The sequence below is a fragment of the Bradyrhizobium sp. CW1 genome, from assembly GCF_023100665.1.
GTDB lineage: Bacteria > Pseudomonadota > Alphaproteobacteria > Rhizobiales > Xanthobacteraceae > Bradyrhizobium > Bradyrhizobium canariense_D.
Window position 1 is genome coordinate 7184261 of the sequence record NZ_CP064684.1, and the last position, 23537, is coordinate 7207797.

General features: G+C 64.8%; 23 protein-coding genes. 13 read left to right on the forward strand and 10 right to left on the reverse strand.

Annotation, left to right across the window (positions count from 1 at the left end):
• The first annotated feature begins 2 nt into the window (after window positions 1-2).
• From gap to IVB54_RS34470, 7 genes are all read left to right on the forward strand, one after another.
• On the forward strand, window positions 3-1010 hold the full coding sequence (gap, locus tag IVB54_RS34440; RefSeq protein WP_018454603.1) for a type I glyceraldehyde-3-phosphate dehydrogenase: 1008 nt from the start codon (window positions 3-5) through the stop codon (window positions 1008-1010).
• Between the two features lie 152 nt (window positions 1011-1162).
• Window positions 1163-2359: a phosphoglycerate kinase gene (locus tag IVB54_RS34445; RefSeq protein ID WP_018454604.1), complete on the forward strand. Its 1197-nt coding sequence runs from the start codon at window positions 1163-1165 to the stop codon at window positions 2357-2359.
• A 67-nt stretch (window positions 2360-2426) separates the two neighbouring features.
• On the forward strand, window positions 2427-3494 hold the full coding sequence (gene fba / locus IVB54_RS34450) for a class II fructose-bisphosphate aldolase (protein ID WP_018454605.1): 1068 nt from the start codon (window positions 2427-2429) through the stop codon (window positions 3492-3494).
• A 274-nt stretch (window positions 3495-3768) separates the two neighbouring features.
• The gene (locus tag IVB54_RS34455) at window positions 3769-4794 is read left to right on the forward strand and encodes a class I fructose-bisphosphate aldolase (protein WP_018454606.1); all 1026 of its coding nucleotides are present in this window, start codon (window positions 3769-3771) and stop codon (window positions 4792-4794) included.
• Window positions 4795-4797: 3 nt separating this feature from the next.
• Window positions 4798-5472, forward strand: coding sequence for a thiamine phosphate synthase (locus tag IVB54_RS34460; RefSeq protein ID WP_018454607.1), 675 nt, complete (start codon window positions 4798-4800; stop codon window positions 5470-5472).
• 8 nt (window positions 5473-5480) lie between these two features.
• Entirely contained in the window at window positions 5481-6575 is a 1095-nt protein-coding gene (locus tag IVB54_RS34465) for a tetratricopeptide repeat protein (RefSeq protein WP_018454608.1), read from the forward strand.
• Window positions 6576-6660: 85 nt separating this feature from the next.
• The gene (locus tag IVB54_RS34470) at window positions 6661-7446 is read left to right on the forward strand and encodes an inositol monophosphatase family protein (protein ID WP_018454609.1); all 786 of its coding nucleotides are present in this window, start codon (window positions 6661-6663) and stop codon (window positions 7444-7446) included.
• Between the two features lie 33 nt (window positions 7447-7479).
• On the opposite strand, the gene IVB54_RS34475 is transcribed toward IVB54_RS34470, so the two are convergent.
• The 4 genes from IVB54_RS34475 to IVB54_RS34490 all read right to left on the reverse strand — a co-directional run bounded on the left by IVB54_RS34475 (window position 7480) and on the right by IVB54_RS34490 (window position 14485).
• Window positions 7480-8619 carry an AAA family ATPase gene (locus tag IVB54_RS34475; protein WP_018454610.1) on the reverse strand — a complete coding sequence of 380 codons (1140 nt, stop codon included), beginning with the start codon at window positions 8617-8619 and terminating at the stop codon, window positions 7480-7482.
• 262 nt (window positions 8620-8881) lie between these two features.
• Window positions 8882-12034 (reverse strand): efflux RND transporter permease subunit, encoded by a 3153-nt coding sequence (locus IVB54_RS34480; RefSeq protein ID WP_018454611.1) that lies wholly within the window; start codon window positions 12032-12034, stop codon window positions 8882-8884.
• Between the two features lie 6 nt (window positions 12035-12040).
• Window positions 12041-13234 carry an efflux RND transporter periplasmic adaptor subunit gene (locus IVB54_RS34485; protein ID WP_085351844.1) on the reverse strand — a complete coding sequence of 398 codons (1194 nt, stop codon included), beginning with the start codon at window positions 13232-13234 and terminating at the stop codon, window positions 12041-12043.
• Between the two features lie 231 nt (window positions 13235-13465).
• Window positions 13466-14485 carry a cyclopropane-fatty-acyl-phospholipid synthase family protein gene (locus IVB54_RS34490; protein WP_247294142.1) on the reverse strand — a complete coding sequence of 340 codons (1020 nt, stop codon included), beginning with the start codon at window positions 14483-14485 and terminating at the stop codon, window positions 13466-13468.
• Window positions 14486-14701: 216 nt separating this feature from the next.
• On the opposite strand from IVB54_RS34490, the gene IVB54_RS34495 reads away from it, so the two are divergent.
• The 4 genes from IVB54_RS34495 (at window position 14702) to IVB54_RS34510 (ending at window position 17529) form a co-directional block, all read left to right on the forward strand.
• On the forward strand, window positions 14702-15721 hold the full coding sequence (locus IVB54_RS34495) for a flagellar motor protein MotA (protein WP_018454614.1): 1020 nt from the start codon (window positions 14702-14704) through the stop codon (window positions 15719-15721).
• Window positions 15722-15725: 4 nt separating this feature from the next.
• Window positions 15726-16754: a peptidoglycan -binding protein gene (locus IVB54_RS34500; RefSeq protein WP_018454615.1), complete on the forward strand. Its 1029-nt coding sequence runs from the start codon at window positions 15726-15728 to the stop codon at window positions 16752-16754.
• A complete protein-coding gene (locus IVB54_RS34505; protein ID WP_018454616.1) occupies window positions 16754-17200 on the forward strand; it encodes a GNAT family N-acetyltransferase in 447 nt (148 codons plus the stop codon). The genes IVB54_RS34500 and IVB54_RS34505 overlap by 1 nt, the downstream gene beginning before the upstream one ends.
• A 110-nt stretch (window positions 17201-17310) precedes the next feature.
• Complete coding sequence (locus IVB54_RS34510) at window positions 17311-17529, forward strand: hypothetical protein (RefSeq protein WP_018454617.1); 219 nt, start codon at window positions 17311-17313, stop codon at window positions 17527-17529.
• A 15-nt stretch (window positions 17530-17544) separates the two neighbouring features.
• Here IVB54_RS34510 and IVB54_RS34515 read toward each other — a convergent pair whose 3' ends face one another.
• From IVB54_RS34515 to IVB54_RS34530, 4 genes are all read right to left on the reverse strand, one after another.
• Entirely contained in the window at window positions 17545-17715 is a 171-nt protein-coding gene (locus IVB54_RS34515; protein WP_157642917.1) for a hypothetical protein, read from the reverse strand.
• A gap of 146 nt (window positions 17716-17861) precedes the next feature.
• On the reverse strand, window positions 17862-18035 hold the full coding sequence (locus IVB54_RS34520) for a hypothetical protein (RefSeq protein WP_018454619.1): 174 nt from the start codon (window positions 18033-18035) through the stop codon (window positions 17862-17864).
• A 25-nt stretch (window positions 18036-18060) separates the two neighbouring features.
• Window positions 18061-18270, reverse strand: coding sequence for a hypothetical protein (locus IVB54_RS34525; protein WP_018454620.1), 210 nt, complete (start codon window positions 18268-18270; stop codon window positions 18061-18063).
• A 422-nt stretch (window positions 18271-18692) separates the two neighbouring features.
• Window positions 18693-20519, reverse strand: coding sequence for an ABC transporter ATP-binding protein/permease (locus IVB54_RS34530; protein ID WP_018454621.1), 1827 nt, complete (start codon window positions 20517-20519; stop codon window positions 18693-18695).
• Window positions 20520-20739: 220 nt separating this feature from the next.
• On the opposite strand from IVB54_RS34530, the gene rpmE reads away from it, so the two are divergent.
• Window positions 20740-20967, forward strand: coding sequence for a 50S ribosomal protein L31 (gene rpmE, locus IVB54_RS34535; protein ID WP_018454622.1), 228 nt, complete (start codon window positions 20740-20742; stop codon window positions 20965-20967).
• Between the two features lie 88 nt (window positions 20968-21055).
• On the opposite strand, the gene IVB54_RS34540 is transcribed toward rpmE, so the two are convergent.
• Together IVB54_RS34540 and IVB54_RS34545 are read right to left on the reverse strand one after the other, a co-directional pair.
• Window positions 21056-21565, reverse strand: a complete 510-nt coding sequence (locus IVB54_RS34540; RefSeq protein ID WP_018454623.1) for a DUF1465 family protein — start codon at window positions 21563-21565, stop codon at window positions 21056-21058.
• A gap of 524 nt (window positions 21566-22089) precedes the next feature.
• On the reverse strand, window positions 22090-22281 hold the full coding sequence (locus IVB54_RS34545) for a DUF1192 domain-containing protein (protein WP_018454624.1): 192 nt from the start codon (window positions 22279-22281) through the stop codon (window positions 22090-22092).
• Between the two features lie 111 nt (window positions 22282-22392).
• Here IVB54_RS34545 and IVB54_RS34550 point away from each other — a divergent pair, with 111 nt between their 5' ends.
• The gene (locus tag IVB54_RS34550) at window positions 22393-23391 is read left to right on the forward strand and encodes an NAD(P)H-quinone oxidoreductase (RefSeq protein ID WP_018454625.1); all 999 of its coding nucleotides are present in this window, start codon (window positions 22393-22395) and stop codon (window positions 23389-23391) included.
• Window positions 23392-23537: the final 146 nt, after the last annotated feature.

The window sequence follows — 23537 nt, forward strand, 5'->3', positions numbered from 1 at the left end:
ACATGGCAGTCCGCGTCGGAATCAACGGTTTTGGCCGCATCGGCCGCAACATTCTGCGGGCCATCGCTGAGTCCGGCCGCAAGGACATCGAGGTCGTCGGCATCAACGACCTCGGCCCGGTCGAGACCAACGCCCATCTGCTTCGCTTCGACAGCGTCCATGGCCGTTTCCCCGGCACCGTGACCGTCGATGGCGACACGATCAGCCTCGGTGGCAACAAGATCAAGGTGACCGCCGAGCGCGATCCCTCGAAGCTGCCCTGGAAAGATCTCGGCATCGACATCGCGATGGAATGCACCGGCATCTTCACCTCGAAGGACAAGGCCTCCGCGCATCTGACTGCCGGCGCCAAGCGCGTTCTCGTTTCTGCGCCCGCCGACGGCGCCGACGCCACCATCGTCTACGGCGTCAACCACGACACGCTGACCCGGGAACATCTGGTCGTCTCCAACGGCTCCTGCACCACCAACTGTCTTGCGCCGATCGCCAAGGTGCTGAACGACCTCGTCGGCATCGAGACCGGCTTCATGACCACGATCCACGCCTATACCGGCGACCAGCCGACTCTCGACACCATGCACAAGGATCTCTATCGCGGCCGCGCGGCTGCGATGTCGATGATCCCGACCTCGACCGGCGCCGCCAAGGCGATCGGCCTCGTGCTGCCGGAACTGAAGGGCAAGCTCGACGGCGTCGCGATCCGCGTGCCGACCCCGAACGTCTCGGTCGTCGATCTCAAGATCGTGGCCAAGCGCGCCACCGATCCGAAGGAAATCAACGAGGCGATGAAGCGTGCCTCCGAGCAGCAGCTCAAGGGCATTCTCGGCTACACCACCGCGCCGAACGTCTCGATCGACTTCAACCACGACCCGCACTCCTCGACATTCCACATGGACCAAACCAAGGTGCAGAACGGCACGCTGGTGCGCGTGATGTCCTGGTACGACAACGAGTGGGGCTTCTCGAATCGTATGGCGGATACCGCCGTCGCGATGTCGAAGGTGATCTAACTCCGCTCTCGTGTCCCGGACGCGACGTAGCGTGAAGCGCTGCGTCGCAGAGCCGGGGCCCGTTTAACTAACCGCGGGACTCGCCGCAATTTGGGTCCCGGTTCTGCACGGCGGCACTACGCGCCGCGGTGCGCCCGGGACAAGGGCCTCCGATGACGAAATCATTCCGCACCCTCGACGACGTCGATGTGAAGGGCAAGCGCGTGCTGCTGCGCGTTGACCTCAACGTGCCCATGGAGAACGGCCGCGTCAGCGACGCAACCCGGCTCGAGCGCGTCGCGCCGACCATCACCGAAATCTCGGACAAGGGTGGCAAGGTCATCCTGCTCGCGCATTTCGGCCGGCCGAAAGGGCGCGATGCCAAGGACTCGCTCAAGCCCGTGGCCGAGGCGCTGTCGAAGGTGGTGAAGAAGCCCGTCGCCTTCGCCGACGACTGCATCGGCGAGCCCGCGGTCAAGGCCGTTGCCGGCTTGAAGGACGGTGACATCCTCTGTCTCGAAAACACCCGCTTCCACAAAGAGGAAGAGAAGAACGATCCGGCCTTTGTCGCGGAGCTCGCAAAACTCGGCGACATCTGGGTCAATGACGCGTTCTCGGCCGCGCACCGCGCCCACGCCTCGACCGAAGGCCTCGGCCACAAGCTGCCCGCCTATGCCGGCCGCACCATGCAGGCCGAATTGGTCGCGCTGGAGAAGGCGCTGGGCTCACCGACCAAGCCTGTCATCGCTATCATCGGCGGCGCCAAGGTCTCGACCAAGATCGACCTGCTCGAAAACCTCGTGACTAAGGTCGACGCGCTCGTGATCGGCGGCGGCATGGCCAACACCTTCCTGCACGCCCAGGGCGTCGGCATCGGCAAGTCGCTGGCCGAGAAGGATCTCGCCGCGACCGCGTTGCGCATCATGGAAAAGGCCGAAGCCGCCAACTGCGCCATCATCCTGCCGGTCGACGCTACCGTCGCCTATCATTTCGCGGCCAACGCGCCGTCGCACGCCTATGGCCTCGACGCGATCCCGGCCGACGGCATGATCCTCGACGTCGGTCCGCAGTCGATCGCACGTGTCCATGCCGCGATCGACGATGCGGCGACGCTGGTCTGGAACGGACCGCTCGGTGCCTTCGAGATGCAGCCGTTCGACCGCGGCACGATGTCCGCCGCCAAGCATGCCGCCGAGCGCACCAGGGCCAAGAAGCTGATCTCGATCGCGGGCGGCGGCGACACCGTCGCGGCTCTCAACCAGGCCCATGTGGCCGGTCAGTTCACCTATGTCTCGACCGCCGGTGGCGCATTTCTTGAATGGATGGAAGGCAAGCCCCTGCCCGGCGTCGAAGTTCTGCGCACCAAGTAATCGGTCGGCAAGTCGTCAGCCGCCTTCAAGCAGTGGCCTTGCAGGCCCAAACGGGAGAAAAACACAGATGGCTCGGATCACGTTGCGTCAATTGCTCGACCATGCGGCGGAGAACGATTACGGCGTCCCGGCCTTCAACATCAACAACATGGAGCAGGCGCTGGCGATCATGGACGCGGCCAACCAGGTCGACGCGCCCGTCATCATCCAGGCCTCGCGCGGTGCGCGCTCCTACGCCAACGACGTCATGCTCAAGCACATGATGGACGCGGTGACCGAGATCTACCCGCACATCCCGGTCTGCGTGCATCTCGACCACGGCAACGAGCCGGCCACCTGCATGACCGCGATCCAGGCCGGCTTCACCTCGGTGATGATGGACGGCTCGCTCAAGGCCGACGGCAAGACCCCCGGTGACTGGGGCTACAATGTCGGCGTCACCAAGACCGTAACCGACATGGCCCATCTCGGCGGCATCTCGGTCGAGGGCGAGCTTGGCGTGCTCGGCTCGCTCGAGACCGGCATGGGCGACAAGGAAGACGGCCACGGCGCCGAGGGCAAGCTCAGCCACGACCAACTCCTGACCAATCCGGATGAAGCCGTGAAGTTCGTCCAGGAGACCCAGGTCGACGCGCTCGCGATCGCGATGGGGACGTCTCACGGTGCCTACAAATTCACCCGCAAACCCGACGGCGACATCCTCGCCATGAACGTGATCGAGGAGATCCACCGCAAGCTGCCGAACATGCATCTCGTCATGCACGGCTCCTCCTCGGTGCCGCAGGACCTCCAGGACATCATCAACGCCTATGGCGGCAAGATGAAGCCGACCTGGGGCGTGCCTGTTGCCGAGATCCAGCGCGGCATCAAGAACGGCGTGCGCAAGATCAACATCGACACCGACAACCGCATGGCGATGACCGGCCAGATCCGGAAAGTGCTCAAGGACAATCCCGAAGAGTTCGATCCGCGCAAGTACCTGAAGCCCGCGATGGAAGCGATGACCAGGCTGTGCAAGCAGCGGCTCCAGGAATTCAATACCGCGGGCCAAGCCTCCAAGATCAAGAAGGTGCTGACCACGGCCGAGATGGCCAAGCGCTACGCCAAGGGCGAGCTCGCCCCGAAGGTGGCGTAAGCTGCTCTATCCTTCCCCTCTCCCCGCCCTTCGCGGGGAGAGGGTTGGGGTGAGGGGCTCTCTCGGCAGATGAGATGACTGCGGGACCTGTACCCCCCTCACCCGGATCGCAAGGGCGATCCGACCTCTCCCCGAAGCGGGGCGAGGTGAAGAGTCGCCCGGCCGGCCCAACGCTGCCCCAGCCCTTACCCTGCGACGAACGTTAACTCGGCATTTGCCCGAGAACGGTCTATTTTCACCGGCAAGGGCAGAATCGTTTTGGGAGGACATCTCGATGAATCTGACTGAGCTGAACAGGATCGCGACCGCCCTGGTCGCGCCCGGCAAGGGCATCCTTGCCGCCGACGAATCCTCCGGCACCATCAAGAAGCGTTTCGACGCGATCGGCGTGGAATCGACCGAAGAGAACCGCCGCGACTATCGCGAGATGCTGTTCCGCTCGAACGAAGCCATGAGCCGCTACATCTCCGGCGTCATCCTCTATGACGAGACGATCTGGCAGAACGCGAAGGACGGCACGCCCCTGGTCAAGCTGATCGAGAGCAGCGGCGCCATCCCCGGGATCAAGGTCGACGAAGGCACCCAAGCCCTGCCGATGTGTCCGGGCGAGCTCGTCACCGTCGGGCTCGACAAGCTCGCCGAACGGCTGAAGAAATATCACGAGCGCGGCGCACGCTTCGCCAAATGGCGCGCGGTGATCGACATCGGCAGTGGCATCCCTTCCATGACTGCGATCAGCGTCAACGCCCACGCGCTGGCGCGCTACGCAGCGCTGTGCCAGGCCGCGCAGATCGTGCCGATCGTCGAACCCGAAGTGTTGATGGACGGCGATCACGACATCGATCGCTGCTATGAGGTGACGAGCCGTGTGCTCAACAAGACGTTTCAGGAATTGCGCGTGCAGCGCGTCGCGCTCGAGGGCATGGTGCTGAAGCCGAACATGGCCATCTCCGGCAAGAAGTGCGCGAAGCAGGCTTGCGTCGAGGAGGTCGCGGAGAAGACGATACGGCTGCTCAAGGCGTGCGTGCCCGCGGCGGTGCCCGGCATCGCCTTCCTCTCCGGCGGCCAATCGGATGAAGAGGCAACGGCGCATCTCAACGCCATGCACAAGCTCGGCCCGCTGCCCTGGGGCCTGACCTTCTCCTATGGTCGCGCACTCCAGGCCGCGCCGCAGAAGGCCTGGTCAGGCAAGGCCGAGAACGTCGCGGCCGGACAAAGCGCATTCAGTCACCGCGCGCGCATGAATGGCCTCGCCTGCAAAGGCGAATGGCAAAGCAGCCTGGAACAGAAAGCGGCCTAGATCTTGTCGAACAAATCTCCTCCGCCGCGCCCGGCGCCGCGCCTTTATCTCGCGACGCCTGTCGTCGACGATCCCGCTTCGCTCCTGGCCGAGCTGCCCGGCCTGCTCGCCGCCGCCGATGTCGCGGCCGTGCTGCTGCGGCTGAAGCAGACCGATCAGCGCACCATGATCTCGCGGATCAAGGCCTTGGCGCCGCCGGCTCAGAAAGCGGGCGCGGCGCTGCTTGTCGATGGCCATCCTGAGCTCGTCGCACGCGGCGGCGCCGACGGCGCGCATCTGCCCGGCATCGCCGCGCTGAAAGAGGCGCTGCCATCGCTGAAGCCCGATCGCATCGCGGGCGTTGGCGGGCTGACGACGCGGCACCATTCGATGGATGCGGGCGAGATTGGCGCGGATTACGTGCTGTTCGGCGAACCCGACGCAAAGGGCCAGCGGCCGTCGTCGCAAGCGATCGCTGAGCGGCTGGACTGGTGGGCCGAGCTGTTCGAACCGCCCTGCGTCGGCTTTGCCATCTCGCTGGAGGAGGCCCACGAATTCGCCGCCAGCGGCGCCGATTTCGTGCTGGTGGGCGACTTCATCTGGGCCGATCCGCGCGGACCCAAGGCTGCGCTGATCGAGGCCGACGCTGCGATCAAGAAGGCTCATGCGACTGCGCTTGCAGACCAGGAGCACGGCTAGCGCCCGACATGAAGCTCCCGCGCATCATCATGCTGGCCACGCTGCTGCTGACGGCGCCCGCGGCCGCGCAGCTCCAGATCACGCCGCCGGTGGCAACGCCGGGCGCTTCGGCCGAGAAAACCAAAGACAAGCCGAAGGCCACGCCGCACACCATCACCAAGAAGAAGGAAGCGCCGCCGGCACCCAAACCTTCAGCCTCCCCGAAACCTTCCGCTTCCCCAAAGCCTGCTCCGGCCGCGACCGTGATTCCGGCGCCGCCGACCGACAACCCCAACGTCGATCTGGTGTACGGCGCCTATCAGCGCGGCCAGTACAAGACCGCCTTCGAACTCGCCACGGCCCGTGCCGAAACCGGCGATGCCAAAGCGATGACCATGCTGGGTGAGCTCTATTCCAACGCCATGGGCATCCGACGCGACTACACCAAGGCGCTGCAATGGTACAAGCGCGCCTCCGACGCCGGAGACCGCGAGGCGATGTTCGCGCTCGCCATGCTGAGGATGACCGGCCGCGGCGGCCCGGTCGACAAAAATGAGGCGGTCAAGCTGATGGCGTCCGCCGCCAAGCTCGGCGAACCCAAGGCGGCCTATAATCTCGCGCTGCTCTATCTCGACGGCCAGACCCTGCCGCAGGACGTCAAGCGCTCCGCCGAGCTGCTGCGCCAGGCGGCTGATGCCGGCCTGCCCGAGGCGCAATACGCGCTCGCGACCTTCTACAAGGAAGGCACTGGCGTGCCGAAGGATTTGGAACGGGCGGTGCGTCTGCTCCAGGTCGCCACGCTGACCGACAATGTCGATGCCGAGGTCGAATACGCCATCGCGCTGTTCAACGGCACCGGCACGCCGAAGAACCAGCCGGCGGCCGTCGCCCTGCTCCGCAAGGCGTCCCGCCAGGGCAGCGCGATCGCGCAGAACCGGCTGGCCTGGGTGCTGATCAACGGCATGGGCACGGCCGTGGACAAGGTCGAAGGCTTCAAGTGGCATCTGGTGGCCAAGACCTCCGGCAAGGGCGATCCGGAGCTGGACAAGCAATTGTCCGATTTGCCGGCCGAGGACCGGGCCAAGGCCGAGGCCGCCGCCAGGAAATGGCTCGGGGCCAAATGACTTGACGTTGAGGCCCCCGCAGGGCACCCCATCCCTCAAACAGGCGCGATTTCGCGCCATTTCCCCCGATCAAGACCGGAAGCTCATGCTATATTCCGCAACTATCAACGTCATGGTCAAGGCCGCGCGCCGCGCCGGCCGCAGCCTCAAGCGCGATCTCGGCGAGATCGAGCATCTCCAGGTCTCGCTGAAGGGACCGGCGAATTTCGTCTCGCTGGCCGACAAGCGCGCCGAGGAGATCCTCTACCAGGACCTCGCCAAGGCGCGGCCCGGCTACGGCTTCATCGGCGAGGAAGGCGGAACGCGCGAGGGCTCCGACAAGAGCCACACCTGGATCGTCGATCCGCTCGACGGCACCACCAACTTCCTGCACGGCATCCCGCAATTCGCGATCTCGATCGGGCTTTCGCGCGAGGGCACGATCATCGCCGGCGTGATCTACAATCCCGCCAATGACGAGCTCTACATCGCCGAGCGCGGCAAGGGCGCCTTCCTCAACGACCAGCGGCTGCGCGTGGCCGGCCGCCGTCAGCTCAACGAATGCGTGGTGGCCTGCGGCCTGCCTCATATCGGCCGCGGCGACCACGAGGAATTCCGTCGCGAGATGACCGCGATGCAGGAGCGCGTCGCCGGCCTGCGCCGCTTCGGCGCCGCCTCGCTCGACTTGGCCTTCGTCGCCGCCGGCCGCCTCGACGGCTACTGGGAGCGCAATTTGCAATCCTGGGACATCGCGGCGGGTCTGATCATGCTGCGCGAGGCGGGCGGAACGATCACCGACATCGATACGCCGGGCGACGCGCTGGTGACAGGCAATGTCGTGTGCGGGAATGAATACGTGCACGGGGAATTGGTGAAGATCTTGCGGAAGTAGGCCGCAGCAGCACGACGGCTCGATCGACGACGGTTAGGAATCGTCGTCCTCATCGTCCTCGTCGGCTTCGTCGTCGCGATATTCACCGCCGATGGTCAGGCCCTCGATCGCCGTGGCGCCTTTCGACTTGATCACCCGGCGGAGCGGGACCGAACTCTCGCTTCGCAGTGCGTCCATCAACTGTTCCGAATGGGTGACAATCCAGATGTCGGCGCGGCGCGATGCCTTGGCGATGAGCCGGGCCAGCGGCGCAAGCAGCGACGGATGCAGGCTGGTCTCGGGTTCGTTCAGCGCAATGAACGGCGGCAGCCGATAGCCCATGAATACCGCGAGCAGGCAGATGTATTTCAGCGTCCCGTCGGATAGTTCATGAGCCCTGAACGGCCGCGGCATATCCGGCAATTGCAGATCGAATTCACACCTGCCATTTTCTTCCCATGCGCGGAGTTCGGCACCCGGGAATGCATCCTGGATCGCGTCCTGCAGGTCGTCGGCGTCTTCCCGAATGACATAGAGGGTCGCCAGGGTGGCAGCCAGATCGATGCCATCGGCGCTGAGCGAGGGCGTTGCGATCGCCAGACAAGGCTTTCGTATCGGTGACGCCGGATCAGTGCGAAAGTCATGATAGAATCGCCAGCCCAGCATTGCATTTCTGATCAGGTCGATTTCCGGGCATTGCTTGCCATCGGAAAAAGCCGCAAGCGCGGTCTCTGACGGCAGCACCGCATCCTTGTGAGCGTTCCAGGCGCCACTCTCGCCGCGGACGCTGATGAGCGAATTGATCCGCTCCATCAGCTTGACCGTGCGTTTGCCGCGCGTCGTTTCGATCGTTTCGGCCTTGATCATCGGCTCGCCGGAAAATGCCGCCTGAAGCGGGCTGGGAAATCCGAGCTCGATGGAATATCTCATGCCGTCGAATGTCGCCGACAGCCGCAGCCGCCCGTCTTCGCCTCGCTTGCGTATGCCGGACCAGCAGACCGAATTCAAACCGCCTTCATCGGCGATCGTGCGGGTGATCTGACCGGTCGCCGCGTCGCGCAACAGCGACAAGGACTTGTAGAGATTGGACTTGCCGACTCCATTTTCGCCGACGAACACCGACAGGGGATGGATGGGTATGGAGAGCCGCCGAATGGAGCGATAGTTCGAGATCGCAATGTCGGTCGGACGCATCACATGCTCTCAATCGGCGGGCTATCTCCGCATTCGCAGTAAGGTGCGAATACGATGTTTCAATCCAGGGGTGCAGTCTGGATTGAGGCCTCCGAGAAATCAAGCCGACCGATCCGGCGTTCAATGGCCGACTCTCACCAGCGCAAACCCGACGGTCATCATCCGCGAAGGCGGATGATCCAGTATTCCAGAGACGCCGCTCGGATACGGAAAGGCCGCGGGGTACGGCATGCCCCGCCTGCGCGGGGCATGACACCTCACCTTACAGCTCGGCCGGCGCCGGCGGCCCGTACATCTCGCCCTGCTTCGCCGCCTTCTCCCGATCCCCGCCCAGCACGCGCTGCACCGAGACGAAGAACACCGGCACCATCAGCAGCGCCAGGATCACTACCGCGATCATGCCGCCCATCACGACACTGCCGAGCGCCTGCTGGCTGGCGCCGCCGGCGCCATGGGCGATGGCCATCGGCAGCACGCCGCAGATGAAGGCAAGGCCGGTCATCAGGATCGGGCGGAAGCGCAGGCGGCAGGCCTCGATGGTGGCGTCCACCAGCGGCTTGCCTTCTTTCCGCAGATCCTTGGCGAACTCGATGATCAGGATCGCGTCCTTGGCCGCAAGGCCAATGATGGTGATCAGGCCGACGGTGAAATAGACGTCGTTGGGCAGGCCGCGCAGCATCGCCGCGACCACCGCGCCGACGATGCCGAGCGGCACGGTGAGCAGCACCGCGAGCGGAATGGTCCAGCTCTCGTAAAGCGCGGCCAGACACAGGAACACCACGAATACCGAGAGCCCGAGCAGGAACGGCGCCTGCGAGCCCGACAGCTTCTCCTGGAGCGACTGCCCGGTCCATTCATAGCCGAAGCCGCGCGGCAGCTTGCCGGCAAGCCGTTCCATCTCCGCGATGGCATCGCCCGAGGTGAAGCCGGGTTTCGCCTCGCCCGAGATGCGCACCGCCGGATAATAATTGAAGCCGGCGATCTGCGTCGGTCCGCGCGCCCATTCCACGGTGGTAAAGGACGAGAACGGCACGAGCTGGCCGCGGCTGTTCTTGACGTTGTAGTTGAGGATGTCCTCGGTCCGCATGCGGTCGCGGGCATCGGCCTGCACCACGACACGCTGCATGCGGCCGCGGTTCGGGAAGTCGTTGATGTAGTTCGAGCCGAGATTGGTCGAGATCGTATTGTTGATGTCCTCGAAGGTGACGCCGAAGGCGCCCGCCTTTTCGCGGTCGATCACGAGATTGACCACGCCGGCCTCGGGCAGGCCCTCGACATAGACCTTCTGCAGCACAGCGCTCGCATTGGCCTCCGCGATCAACTGATCGGCGGCGCGCATCAAGGCCGGATAACCCTTCTGGCCGCGGTCCTGGAGACGGAACGAGAAGCCCGAGGAGTTGCCGAGATTGTCGATTGGCGGCGGCTGCAGCGCGGAGATTTTTGCGTCGCGGATCGACGACGACAAATCGCGGTTGATGTCGGCGACGATCGCGGCCGCAGAATCCTTCGGCCCGCGTTCCGACCAGTCCTTCAGGGTGATGAAGGCCTGCGCGGTGTTCATGCCCTGGCCGGAGAAGCTGAAGCCGGTGAGGAAGGTGACGTTGTCGACGCCCGGACGCTGCGCCAGGTATTTTTCCACTTTCTCGATCACCGCCTCGGTTCGGCCGTAGGACGAGTCCGACGGCGTCTGCACGTCGGTGGTGACGAAGCCCTGGTCGTCGACGGGCAGGAAGCCGCCGGGCAGATTGACGAAGGCCCAGGACAGGCCGGCGAGCAGCGCGACATAGACCAGCATCAAGCGGCCGGTGCGCTTCAGCGAGAAGCCGACGGTGCGGGAATATCCCTCCTTGCTGCCGTCGAGCATGCGGTTGAACCAGCCGAACACGCCCTTCTTGGCATGGCCATGACCGGCCGCGACGGGCTTGAGCAGCGTCGCACACAGTGCCGGCGTCAGCGACAGCGCGAGGAAGGCCGAGAAGCCGATCGCGGCGACCATGGTCACGGAGAACTGGCGGTAGATGATGCCGACCGAGCCCGGGAAGAACGCCATCGGCACGAACACGGCCATCAAGACCAGCGTGATGCCGATGATGGCGCCGGTGATCTGCGACATCGCTTTCCGCGTCGCTTCCTTGGGCGGCAGCCCCTCCTCGGCCATGATGCGCTCGACGTTCTCGACTACGACGATGGCATCGTCGACGAGGATGCCGACGGCGAGCACCATGCCGAACATCGAGAGCATGTTGATGGAATAGCCGGCGAGCAGCAGCGTGGTACAGGCGCCCAGCAGCGCCACCGGCACCACGATGGTCGGAATGATGGTGTAGCGGATGTTCTGCAGGAACAGGAACATCACCACGAACACCAGCACGATGGCTTCGACCAGCGTCGACAACACCTTCTTGATCGAGGCCTCGACCACGGGCGTGATGTTGTATGGAATCTCGTAGCCGATATTGGCCGGGAAGAAGCGAGACAGCTCCTTCATCTTCTCTTCGACGGCGCTCGCGGTCGCCAGCGCATTGCCGGTCGGCGACATCAGCACGGAAAGACCGGCGGTCGGCTTGCCATCGAGACGGGTGTTGAACTGGTAGCTGAGGCCGCCGACCTCGATCCGCGCGACATCGCGCAGCCGCACGGTCGACCCGTCGGCATTGGCGCGCAGGATGATGGTACCGAATTCATCCGGGGACGAGAGCTGGCCCTTGACCAGCACCAGCGCGGAGGTGCGCTGGGTCGAGGTCGACGGCTCGGCGCCGATGCTGCCCGAAGCGACCTGCGCGTTCTGCGCGGCAATGGCCTTGTTGACGTCGTCGGCGGTCAGGCCATAGCCGACCAGCTTTGCCGGGTCGACCCAGACGCGCAGGCTACGTTCCGTCGAATACAGCGTGGCGCGGCCGACGCCGGGGATGCGGCGGATCTCGCCCAGCACGTTACGGATCATGAAGTCGCCCAGGCCGACCTCATCCAGGCTGCCGTCGGTCGAGTTCAGCGTGATGATCTGGAGCACCGCGCTGGAGGCTTCCTCGATCAGAATGCCCTGCTGGATCACCGCGCGCGGCAGCCGCGCCTCGACGCGCTTGATGCGGTTCTGCACCTCGACCGAGGCGGCGCTGGTATCGGTGCCCGGCACGAAATTGGCGATGATCTCGACCTGGCCGAGCGAGTCGCTGGTCGATTCGAAATTGAGGATGCCGGAGGCGCCGTTGAGCTCCTCCTCGATCAGCCGCGTGACGCTGTTGTAGAGGTTCTCGGGCGAGGCACCGGGATAGCTGGTCGAGATCGAGATCGAGGGCGGCGCGATGATCGGGTACTGCGCGATCGGCAACAGCGGAATCGAAATTGCGCCGACCAGACAGATGAACAGCGCGACGACCCAGGCGAAGATCGGCCTGTCGATGAAGAAGCTCGCCATGGTCTATTACCGCATCAGCTTCTGGGCGTGCCGGTTGTCGGCGGTCGCATCCGCTTCCGACCAGGATTGCGGCTTGACCTTGTCGCCGGCGGCGAACTTCTGGAAGCCTTCGACCACGACCTTGTCGCCAGCCTTCAGGCCGTCGGTGACGAACCAGATGCCGTCCTGCACCGAACCGGTGCGCACCGGCTGCACCGAGATGCGATTGTCGTCCTTGACGACGAACACCTCGCTGCCGCCGCCGCCATTGCGCTGAATCGCCTGCTGCGGCACGGCGATCGCATCGCTATCGAGACCCTGGTCGATGCGGACGCGGACATACATGCCCGGCAGCAGCTCGCGCTTCGGATTGCGGAACTCACCACGCAAGGTCACCTGACCGGTATTGGCGTCGACCTTGGCATCCGAAAACAGCAACTTGCCGTCGAGCGAGTAGAGGGTGTTGTCGTCGAGCACGAGATGCACCTTGGCGGCGTCGGGCGCGATGCGCTCGAGGTCACCGCTCTCGAAGGCGCGGCGGAGCTGGTTGAGCTCGTTCACCGACTGGGTGAAATCCGCATAGATCGGATCGAGCTGCTGAATGGTGGCCAGATTGGTCTCGTTCTGGACCGCGAGCGCGCCCTCGCTGACCAGGGCGGCACCGACGACGCCGTCGATCGGCGCGCGTACGGTGGCATAGTCGAGATTGAGCTTTGCGCGCGCGAGATCGGCCTTGCGGCCCTCGACCTCGGCATGGGCCTGGCGCTCGGCCGCGATCGCCTTCTCGTTCTCGGCTTCGGGCGCGGCGCGCTGGCTGGTGAGCGTGGCGATGCGGCGCGCCTGCTGCTGGGACTGCATCAACGCGGCCTCGGCCTTGGCGACCGCAGCCTCGTTGGCCATCACCTCGACCTCGAACGGACGCGGATCGATCCGATACAGTGGATCGCCGGCCTTCACCTCGCTGCCCTGCCGGAACAGGCGCTCGACCACGATGCCGGACACGCGCGGCCGCACGTCGGAGACGCGCGTCGGCGCAATGCGGCCCGGCAGCTCGCGCACCACGGCACGCGGCTGCGGCTTGACGATGACGATGCTGACGTCGGGGTCGTTGGGCTGGGCGGCTGAAATGGCGGAGCTGGATTCGTCGCAGCCCGCCAACAGCGGCGTAAAGGCCGCGAGCATCATTGCAACGCATGCCGATCGCGCGCGAAGTCCTGACATGAAATGGGGTGCCCCGATATTGTTGAAACCGATCCCGCTCGGCGCGAGGCCCGTTCTGGGCCATGGCACGCGGCTGATGCGGTCAAAATAGAGCGGACGTGCTGCGACGCAACGCACCTTGCGGGCGGCCCAATGTCACACGGCCTAGGGTGCTGAGTTCACGGCGTTTTTCGCGTCTCACCCGATTGTGAGTCCGGTTCCATCACCGCGTGCTGCGTCAGAAGACCGCAATTACCCCGCCGCCTTCATGCGGTAGTGGCTGACGCCCCACTCGGTTCCGTCGGCATAGCCGAACAGGCCCGAGGTCGCGAGAAAGAACCAGCGCCAGCGTCGCATTCGCTGGGCGGTCTCCTCGCCATGGATGTTGCGCAAGGCCGCTTCGATGAAACAGCGATGCGCGTCGAAATTGGCGAGCCAGTCGTTGGCGGTGCGCTGATAGTGCGTGCCGCTCCAGCACCATTCCTTCTCGACTGTGAAAATATCGTCGAATTGCCTGACGAGGTGATGGCTCGGCATCAGCCCGCCCGTGGAGACGCGCTGCGCGATCCAGTCGTCGCGATCGGCCCGGTCGAACAGGTGAGAGCCGGAGCGATGGGCGACGATGTGCATGAAGAACCGCCCCTCCGGCGCGAGCCATGATCGCAAGCGCGTCATCAGCTTGCGCCAGTTCATCACATGCTCGAACATTTCGACCGACACGATGCGGTCGAATTGCCCGTCGGGCGCGAACACGTTGATGTCCGCGCAGACCACCCGCAGATTAAGAAGACCGCGCAGCCGCGCCTCTTCCTCGATATGGGCGCGCTGCGCCTGCGAGCTCGACACCGCCGTCACCTTGGCGTGCGGAAACTGCCGCGCCATCCACAGCGACAGCGAGCCCCAGCCGCAGCCGAGTTCGAGGATGGTCTGACCATCGGCGAGAGCGGCATGCTCGGCGGTCTGACGCAGCGCCTCCTCCTCGGCCTCCCGCAAGGTGGTCGCGTCGGTCTTGTAGAAGCAGCAGGAGTATTTGCGGTTGGGGCCGAGCACCTTCGCAAAGAACGAAGCGGGCACCTCGTCGTGCTCGGCATCCGCGTCCTCGGCGATCGGCCGCAGCATCATCCGCCCGGCGAAGGCGGCATCGTCCGCCCCGCCCAGCGCGGACAGGCGCGTCACCGTGCGCGAGCACAGGCGCTGGATCGCCGCGCGGATCACGACATCAGGCAACGGCACCCGTTCGGCAGTCCCGATGATCGCGGACACGACGCTCATGCGACGACTCCGTCTTGGGCGGCGGGTTTTGGCGCCAGGGGAAAAGTGCGACTTGAACCTGTGGAATGCCGACGATTTGCAAAGTACGTCCTTACCAAAGCCGGTTTCAGCCTTGGGTTCCCCAGCTCTCCCCGAAATCGGCGCATCCGGCGCTTTTTTTGGGCTGGCGCTGTGCCATAGTGCGCGCCGCAAGCAAGTTAACGGATGATACCGGCCATGCCGCCAGGCGCCTCGCCCCGCTCCTCCCTCGACATCGAATACACCAAGCTATCCTCGCCCAGCGTCTTCCTGGTGCGGATGCTGGTCTTCCTGGTGCTCTGCACCCTGGTGGGCGTGGTGCTCTATAAGCAGATCATCCAGGCCTTCTTCGCCAATCCCGGCCTCAATGCCCTGATCGGCGGCGTGCTGTTCATCGGCATCATCCTGGCCTTCCGCCAGGTGATCCGGCTGTATCCCGAAGTCTCCTGGGTCAACAATTTCCGCATCGCCGATCCCGGCCTTGCGCCCGCCCGCCACCCCAAGCTGCTGGCGCCGATGGCGATGATCCTCGGCGGCGAGCGCACCGGGCGGATGTCGATCACCCAGACCACCATGCGGCACCTGCTCGATTCGATCGCGACCCGCCTCGACGAGGCCCGCGACATCTCCCGCTACATGACCGGGCTTCTGGTCTTCCTCGGCCTGCTCGGTACCTTCTGGGGCCTGATCGAAACGGTCGGCTCGGTCGGCAAGGTGATCGACGGGCTCAAGGTCGGCGGCGATTCCGGCGCCCTGTTCGACACGCTGAAGGAGGGGCTGGCCGCCCCGCTCGGCGGCATGGGCATCTCGTTCTCGAGCTCGCTGTTCGGCCTCGCCGGCTCGCTGATCCTGGGCTTCCTCGACCTGCAATCGAGCCAGGCGCAGAACCGTTTCTACACCGACCTCGAAGACTGGCTTGCCACCACCGTGCGCGAATATGGCAGCGGCGAGGTGGCTGTTGCCGGCACTGGCGGTGGCATTGCCAGCGGCGAGCTTCAGGCCGTCGTCGAGCGCTTACGCTCCGTGCTCGAGGAAGGCAGCGGCAGCCGCGGCACCACCGCGGCGATGGCGAGCCTCGCCGAAGCCATCCAGGCGCTGGTCTCGCATATGCGGACCGAGCAGCAGATGATCCGCGAATGGGCCGACGGCCAGGGCGAGCAGAACCGCGAGATCCGGCGCCTGCTGGAGCGCATCGCGCGTCAGCCCGAGAAGGGTTAGCGACATGGCACTGGCGCGCGGTCGCCGCGGCGATACCTCCTTCAACTACTGGCCCGGCTTCGTCGACGCGCTGTCGACGCTGGTGCTGTCGATCGTGTTCCTGCTGTCGGTGTTCCTGGTCGTGCAGTTCTTCCTGTCGCAGGAGGTCACCGGCAAGGACAAGGCGCTGGAGCAGCTCAACGCCAAGATCGCGCAGCTCAACGAATTACTGTCGCTGGAGAAGCTCGGCAAGCTCACGCTCGACGACCAGGTCTCGTCACTGAAAGCCGGCCTCGCTTCGGCCGAGAGCGAGCGCGACCGCATCAAGGGCCTCTATGAGGGGCTCGCCGCGGCCGGCAACGATGCGCAAGGCAAGTCCTCCGAGCTCGGCAAGGCGCTGGATTCCGAGAAGGCGGTTTCGGCCCGGGCGCTGGCGCAGATCGAGGTGCTGAACCAGCAGATCAGCGCGCTGCGGCGGCAATTGGCCGCGCTGGAAGAGGCGCTCGACGTTAGCGAGAAGCGCGACAAGGAATCGCAAAATCGCATCGCCGACCTGGGCTCTCGCCTGAATGTCGCCCTGGCGCAGCGCGTGCAGGAATTGTCGCGCTATCGCTCGGAATTCTTCGGCCGCCTGCGCGCCATCCTCGGCAACCGCCCCGACATCCGCATCGTCGGCGATCGCTTCGTATTCCAGTCCGAAGTGTTCTTCGACACCGGACAGGCGGTGCTGCTGCCCGAAGGCCGCGCCGAGCTCGACACGCTCGCAACCGCGCTGATCGATCTCGACAAGAAAATCCCGAACGAGATCCCCTGGGTGCTGCGTGTCGACGGCCATACCGACGTGCGCCCGGTCAACGGTCCGAACTTCAAGTCGAACTGGGACCTCTCGGCCGCGCGCTCGATCTCCGTGGTGCAGTACCTGATCTCGCTCGGCGTGCCGGCCCAGCGCCTGGTCGCCGCCGGCTTCGGCGAATTCCAGCCGCTCGACACGGCCAACACGGAGGAAGCCTACAAGCGCAACCGCCGCATCGAGCTGAAGCTGACGGAGCGGTAGTGAGCGCCCTCCACCTCCGCCGTTACCGTCCCGAGGACGAGGCCGCCTCGATTGACCTGTGGCATCGCACCTGGCAGCAGGCCTATCCGCAGATCGACTTCGCGGCCCGCCTGGACTGGTGGCGCGAGCGCTGGCGCAAGGAGCTGGTGCCGAAGGCTTCGATCGTGGTCGCGGAGCAGGACGGCGCGCTGACCGGCTTCGTCACCATCGACGGCGACGGTTATCTCGACCAGCTCGTGGTCGATCCCGCGCACTGGGGCTCGGACGCGGCGCGGCTGCTGGTGGATGAGGCCAAGCGCCTGTCACCGGCGGGCGTGACGCTGCTTGTCAACAAGGACAACAGCCGCGCCATCCGCTTCTACGAGCGCAAAGGCTTCGCGCATGCCGGCGACGAGGTGAACCCGACCTCGGGACGTCCGGTGCTGAAGATGATTTGGCAACCTTAGATTCTGGCGATCTTGATTCTGGACGCGTGACGGCCGTCACGTCGGGATCCCAGGACGTCAGCTAGTCGTTGTGCCCGCAAGTTGCGCCGGCAAGCGGATGGAGATGACCGATGAAATTGAGCGATCTGGCCAAGGGGTCTTCGGTCCTGCTCGGCGTCATCGTCGCCGGATATGTTTCGACGAGCTATGTCGACCAGCACCTCGCCACGCCGGTCAAGACGACGAGTGCTCCGACGAATGGCCTTGGGCCATCGGCCTGCGTTGATGAGGACGGGAGCTGGAAGAACTGGCCATGGCCGAACGTGCCGGCGCTGTCGCCGAAGTGCTGATAAGCAGTGCTGCCGTCAACTCGCCGCGGTGCGCTCTCGGCTCAAGCGGAGTTCAAGCTCGAACTGCCAGCTTTCGGCTTGGCGGATCGCGCGTTGGCTGTCTTCGCGAAGCCGGATCGACTCATCGATCGCTCGCTGCGCCCGCTCCAAAAGTTCGTGGGTTTCCTTGCTGAATGGCGGGGCCATGAGGCGCACTCCCATTGAGGCGGGAGCACAAATCATCTCTCAGGCACCGACGCCTACGGACGAGCCTTTGGCCGGCGATACCTGATTAGGCGCCACATCCGGGGGAACTGCAAGGTTCATCCACTCGGCTCAGGGCGCGGGCTGCCCTATCCGAAATTCCGGAAGCCCACGATGGGCAATCCGAAACTCAGCACAACGATGACGCCGCTACCAGCGACAACAAGCAGCGCCGCTTTCCACCCCGCAAGGCCGCGCATCTGCTGTCGAATAGCGAACAGGATGAGGAGGATGAACAGTACCGGACCGATCAGAACAATCATTCACAACACCGTCCACTCCGTCAGCTCAACGAACAACGCCTGCCGCATCGTTCTTGCTAGGAACCACCCAATCGATTGCGAGCAGGCAACTTTCGACGACAATGAAGGCGGCCAGACCGCCGAGCCAACCGAAGAAGACCACGGAAAAGGTAGCAAGCAAGAGCGCGCAGAAGACGTCGGCGACAAGCTTGCCGTTGCGCTCGCCTCGGGTCTGGTCGGCTGTCGAATAAGGCATTTGGCGTCTCCTGGGTCGGCCCGAACCCTAGCTTCAGCAGCCGCGGCCGTCCACTCCCTCCGGGCGCGCCAACGCTGTCCGAAATTCCGGAAGCCAACGACGAGCATTCCGAAACTCATCAAAACGACGACGCCCATGTTCTGCGACAGCCAGCAGCGCCGCTTCCATCGATCACCTTACGATGTGGCCGATTCGAATCGCGCAGCCGATCAGATCGACAAATGTCCGCTATCGACCCGGCTACGAAGGGAGACCACGTGGTGCGACGCTCTCGCCAAAAGCTCCGCTGTCATTCCCCGCGGAGGCGGGGAATCCAGTACGCCGCGGCTTATCGCTTGATCACTTCCGTCTCGGAGTACTGGATCGCCCGCCTGCGCGGGGGATGACAGCCTGAATGAAGCGGCAGTCCAGACTACCTCGCCTCACGCCCCCTCGAACTGCAACCTCGCCAGCCTGGCATAGAGCCCGTTCGCAGCGACGAGCTCCGCATGCGTGCCCTGCTCGACGATCCGGCCCTGGTCCATCACCAAGATGCGGTCGCACGACAAGACGGTTGCGAGGCGGTGCGCGATGACGAGCGTGGTGCGGTGGCGCATCAGCTCTTCCAGCGCGGTCTGCACCAACGTCTCGCTTTCGGCATCGAGCGCGGAGGTGGCTTCGTCCAGAAGCAGCAGCGGCGCATCGCGCAGGATCGCGCGCGCAATCGCGATGCGCTGGCGCTGGCCGCCGGACAGCGTCACGCCGCGCTCGCCGAGCGGGGTGTCGAAACCTTCGGGCAGGCGGCGGATGAACTCGGCGGCGTGCGCCAGCTCGGCCGCGCGCTCGACCTCGGCATCGGTGGCATCGGGCCGGCCGAAGCGGATGTTGTCGCGGGCACTGGCCGCGAACACGTTGGATTCCTGCGGCACCAGCGCAATGCGCGAACGGAATTCACGGGGATCGGCGGATTTGACCGGCACGCCGTCGAGCGAGATCGCGCCGCTGCGCGGATCGTAGAAGCGCAACAAGAGATGAAAGATCGTGCTCTTGCCGGCGCCGGACGGACCGACGATCGCGACCTTCTCGCCGGGACGCACGGCGAACGACACGGCATCGAGCACATTGACGTCGCGCCGCGCCGGATAGGCGAAGCTGACCTGGTCGAAGCCGACTTCGCCGCGCGCCGGCACCGGCAGCGCGCGCGGCGACGCGGGCGCGGTGATGTCGGGCTGCACATGCAGGATCTCGAACAGGCGCTCGGCAGCGCCTGATGCCGCCGAGATCTCGCCCCAGACTTCGCTGAGCTGGCCGAGGCCGGCCGCGGCGAAGGCCGCATAGAGCACGAACTGGCCGAGCCGGCCCGGCGTGATGGTGCCGGTCAGCACGTCGTGCGAACCGATCCAGAGGATCGCGACCACGCTTGCGAACACGATGAAGATGATGATGGCGGTGAGCACGGCACGCGCCTGCGTGGAGGTGCGCGCGGCTTCATAGGCCTGCTCGACCTCGCCGCCGAAGCGCCTCTCGGCGAGGCTCTCGCTGGTATAGGCCTGCACGGTACGGATCGCACCGACCAGCTCGCTCGCATAGGCGGAGGCCTCGGCCAGCGTGTCCTGCGCGTTGCGCGACAGCCGCCGCACCCAGCGCCCGAAGGCGACCAGCGGCAGCACGATCAGGGGAATCGCCAGCAGCACGAATCCCGACAGACGCGGGCTGGTGATCACCATCATCGCCGCGGCACCGAAGAACATCATCAGATTGCGCAGCGCGATCGAGACCGAGGCGCCAACGGAGGATTTGATCTGCGTGGTGTCGGCGGTGAGGCGCGACACCAGCTCGCCGCTGCGCGCGGAATCGAAGAAGGCCGGCGACAGCGAGAGCAGATGGGCGAAGACGTCGCGCCTGAGATCGGCGACGATGCGCTCGCCGATCGTCATTACGAGGTAGTAGCGCGCGGCACTCGCCAGCGCGAGCACGGCGACGACGGCGATCATCACCGAGAAGTAACTGTTGATCAGCTCGATGCCCTCAGGCGTCAGGCCGAAATCGATCATCCTGCGCACCGCGACCGGCACCAGCAGGGTGGTCAGCGCCGCGATCGTCAGCGCGACAAAGGCCAGCGCCGCCCGGCCGCGATAGCGGGCGACATAGGGCGCGAGCGCCAACAGCGGCCGCAGCTTCGCGCGGCTCTTCGCCGGCGCCTCGATCAGGTCGGCCTCGATCGACGGGGCTTCCGCGGGCCCGGTTTCAAGCCGTTCTACTGCGCTCATGAGATCCGACCAAAAGACAAAGAGAAGGTGGTCCGTCCCAAATAGGCCGGGCGAGCGGGAGTGGCAAATCCGGGAAGTCCCTTAGGGGGCAGCCCGGCCCGCTAAGGCCCTCAAAAGGCTTGCAATGGCTTGTTTTACAGGGGCCCGTGGGGTATAGACCCCGCCAAATCCGTCATTCGATAGCCACTCAAGTGAGGCGCCGGGGCGCCGAGGAATTGCCATGAAAGCCGAAATTCACCCGAACTATCATACGATTAAGGTCGTGATGACCGACGGAACCGAGTACCTGACCCGCTCCACCTGGGGCAAGGAAGGCGACACGCTGAACCTCGACATCGACCCCAAGTCGCACCCGGCCTGGACCGGCGGCAACGCGCAGCTGCTGGATCGCGGCGGCCGCGTCTCGCGCTTCCAGAAGAAGTTTTCGGGCTTTCTCAAAAAGGATTGATCCGGCCCCTCGAGGCTGGAGACGAAAACGCCCCCGGAGAGCCGGAGGCGTTTTTTGTTTTGGGGGCGCTCGTCGCGATGACGGGAGCTTACCGCTCGAACGCCGCCTTCAACGCGTTGAGATGCGGCACCAGCGGGTTGCCGATCGAGGAATGATCGACCGGCGGGGTGTGGATGGTGTTGTCCAGGCGGCGCACGCGGGTCTGAAGGCTCATCGAGCGATGGATCAGGTCCTGGAGCTGCGACGGCAGCTTCTCGATGGTGTCGGTTGAGCCGGGATCGGCGGCGGAGAGCTTGACCTTGGTCTTTTCGCGATTGGCCTGGCCCAGCGTCATCTCGCCTTCCTTCACGGCGCGGTGCAGCAGCAGCCACGAGGCGAGCTGCATCAGGCGGGTGGTCAGACGCATGCTCTCGGTCGCATAGGTGAGGCTGACGGCACGATCGAGCGCCTTGGCCTCGGTGCGGCCGGCGCCATCGAGATAGGCGGCGGTCTCCTCGACCAAGTCCATGCCCTCGCGGAAGAGGACGCCGAACGCCGCAGAATTGGTGAACCGCTCGCTGAGTTGAACGAGAGCGCCTTCGGCTTGCAAACGTTCCATGGTTAACGCCCCTTACGCAACTGTCTGACGCCCGGCTTTGGCACCGGCTTATGATGAACAAATCATTGCGCGGGCGAGACGCCGAGTCCAGTGACAAGCGCGGATATGGTTTCCGCGGGTCTTTGCCCGGAATTCAACCGCGGCGAGACGCAAAAAGGCGGAGCTGGGCGCAAAAAAAGAGCCGCCGGAAAACCGGCGGCTTTGAAAGTTGATAACAGGGAGGCGTCAAACAGAGTGGACAGGAGCCACTCGGTGTCCAAACGAGGACAGTTCCCAGTCATAAACTCGAAAGCTTAATGTGGAGTAAACGAGCGATTATCTTGAGGGTTCGTTAGCCATGTCGGTCAGTGGCCGAGTGGGCCCGCGGAACAAACTGCCCGTCATGCCCGGGCTTCCACGTCCTCTCCTTCGGCGAAAGATCAAGAACGTGATGGCCGGGACATAGGCGAGCGGAAGCGACGCCGTCCTTCGGACGTGCCCGGCCATGACGCCGTGGAAGTGGCTGGCGCTCCTCTTCCAATCCGCTACTTCTTGAAAACGCTGTTGGCCGCATCACGCGAGGCGCGCTTCTTTGTTGCGGCTTCTTCCAATCTTGCGATCTCGCCCTTGAGAAGCGCGATGCGGTCGGTCAGTTCCTCCACCGACAAGAGTGAGAGATCCTGTCCGATGTCATGGCTGATCTTCTTGCGCGGGCGGTCGTCGTCTTCCATCGCCATCCTGGTTCCTCCTGCGTTCGCCTCACAAGCGGCTGAGGCGGTTGCCAGCCTGCACCGCGCTGGCTAAGCAATGGCCTCGTTCCATCCCGCACCTTTGCTCAAGGACACATCATGGACAAGCTGCCCGCGCAAATGACCGTGGTCGCCATCTCGAAACCCGGCGGACCGGAGGTGCTGGTGCCGGAACAACGGGCGCTGCCGCAGCCCGGCCCCGACGAGATCCTGGTCAAGGTGCAGGCCGCCGGCGTCAACCGGCCCGATGTCGCGCAGCGCTCCGGCGCCTATCCGCCGCCGCCCGGCGCCAGCGACCTGCCCGGCCTCGAAATCGCCGGCGAAGTGGTGGCCGTCGGCAGCAACGCCAAGCGGCACAAGATCGGTGACAAGGTGATGTCGCTGGTCGCCGGTGGCGGTTATGCGCAGTACTGCATCGCGCAGGACGGTCAGGCGATGAGCGTGCCGCCGTCGCTGTCGATCAAGGAAGCCGGCGCACTGCCGGAAACACTGATGACGGTCTGGCACAATGTGTTCGAGCGCGGCGCCCTGAAGGCCGGCGAGACGCTGCTGATCCACGGCGGCTCTTCCGGCATCGGCACCATGGCGATCCAGCTCGCAAAAGCTTTCGGCGCCAAGGTGATCGTCACCGTGGGATCGCAGGACAAGATCGATGCCTGCCTCAAGCTCGGCGCGGATCGTGCCATCAACTACAAGACCGAAGACTTCGTCGCCGTGGTCAAGGCGGAGACCAACAATGCCGGCGCCAATCTGATCCTCGACATGGTCGCCGGCGACTATGTCGATCGCAACTATGACGCCGCAGCGCTCGACGGCCGCATCGTGCAGATCGCGACCCTCAACGGGCCCAAGGTCACCGTCAACATCGCCAAGGTGATGGTGAAGCGCCTGACCCATACCGGCTCGACGCTGCGCCCCCGTAGTAATGCGGACAAGGCGGCGATGGTGGCCGCGATCGAGGCGAAAGTGATGCCGCTTTTGCGCGAAGGCCGCGTCAAGCCGCTGATGGACAGCACTTTCCCGCTGGAAAAGGCATCCGACGCGCACCGGCGGATGGAAACCTCGGCACATATTGGCAAAATTGTGTTGGAGGTCTAGGCCAACGGCCCACAGGGCAAGCCGGAAACCCTTTGATTTTCCTTGCTTTCGTGGCATCTATCGCGACGCACCGAACCACCTTGTTCCGTTCGGAAAACGCCGTGCACCGAAGAGCCTGCACCGAAGAGTTTGCGTCGAACGCGGAG

Bases quoted from the DNA above. Each gene is read 5' to 3' on its own strand.
- gap (WP_018454603.1), top strand. From the start codon at position 3: ATGGCAGTCCGCGTCGGAATCAACGGTTTTGGCCGCATCGGCCGCAAC.
- IVB54_RS34445 (WP_018454604.1), top strand. From the start codon at position 1,163: ATGACGAAATCATTCCGCACCCTCGACGACGTCGATGTGAAGGGCAAG.
- fba (WP_018454605.1), top strand. From the start codon at position 2,427: ATGGCTCGGATCACGTTGCGTCAATTGCTCGACCATGCGGCGGAGAAC.
- IVB54_RS34455 (WP_018454606.1), top strand. From the start codon at position 3,769: ATGAATCTGACTGAGCTGAACAGGATCGCGACCGCCCTGGTCGCGCCC.
- IVB54_RS34465 (WP_018454608.1), top strand. From the start codon at position 5,481: ATGAAGCTCCCGCGCATCATCATGCTGGCCACGCTGCTGCTGACGGCG.
- IVB54_RS34470 (WP_018454609.1), top strand. From the start codon at position 6,661: ATGCTATATTCCGCAACTATCAACGTCATGGTCAAGGCCGCGCGCCGC.
- IVB54_RS34475 (WP_018454610.1), bottom strand. From the start codon at position 8,619: ATGCGTCCGACCGACATTGCGATCTCGAACTATCGCTCCATTCGGCGG.
- IVB54_RS34480 (WP_018454611.1), bottom strand. From the start codon at position 12,034: ATGGCGAGCTTCTTCATCGACAGGCCGATCTTCGCCTGGGTCGTCGCG.
- IVB54_RS34485 (WP_085351844.1), bottom strand. From the start codon at position 13,234: ATGTCAGGACTTCGCGCGCGATCGGCATGCGTTGCAATGATGCTCGCG.
- IVB54_RS34490 (WP_247294142.1), bottom strand. From the start codon at position 14,485: ATGAGCGTCGTGTCCGCGATCATCGGGACTGCCGAACGGGTGCCGTTG.
- IVB54_RS34495 (WP_018454614.1), top strand. From the start codon at position 14,702: ATGCCGCCAGGCGCCTCGCCCCGCTCCTCCCTCGACATCGAATACACC.
- IVB54_RS34500 (WP_018454615.1), top strand. From the start codon at position 15,726: ATGGCACTGGCGCGCGGTCGCCGCGGCGATACCTCCTTCAACTACTGG.
- IVB54_RS34510 (WP_018454617.1), top strand. From the start codon at position 17,311: ATGAAATTGAGCGATCTGGCCAAGGGGTCTTCGGTCCTGCTCGGCGTC.
- IVB54_RS34515 (WP_157642917.1), bottom strand. From the start codon at position 17,715: ATGGCCCCGCCATTCAGCAAGGAAACCCACGAACTTTTGGAGCGGGCG.
- IVB54_RS34520 (WP_018454619.1), bottom strand. From the start codon at position 18,035: ATGATTGTTCTGATCGGTCCGGTACTGTTCATCCTCCTCATCCTGTTC.
- IVB54_RS34525 (WP_018454620.1), bottom strand. From the start codon at position 18,270: ATGCCTTATTCGACAGCCGACCAGACCCGAGGCGAGCGCAACGGCAAG.
- IVB54_RS34530 (WP_018454621.1), bottom strand. From the start codon at position 20,519: ATGAGCGCAGTAGAACGGCTTGAAACCGGGCCCGCGGAAGCCCCGTCG.
- rpmE (WP_018454622.1), top strand. From the start codon at position 20,740: ATGAAAGCCGAAATTCACCCGAACTATCATACGATTAAGGTCGTGATG.
- IVB54_RS34540 (WP_018454623.1), bottom strand. From the start codon at position 21,565: ATGGAACGTTTGCAAGCCGAAGGCGCTCTCGTTCAACTCAGCGAGCGG.
- IVB54_RS34545 (WP_018454624.1), bottom strand. From the start codon at position 22,281: ATGGCGATGGAAGACGACGACCGCCCGCGCAAGAAGATCAGCCATGAC.
- IVB54_RS34550 (WP_018454625.1), top strand. From the start codon at position 22,393: ATGGACAAGCTGCCCGCGCAAATGACCGTGGTCGCCATCTCGAAACCC.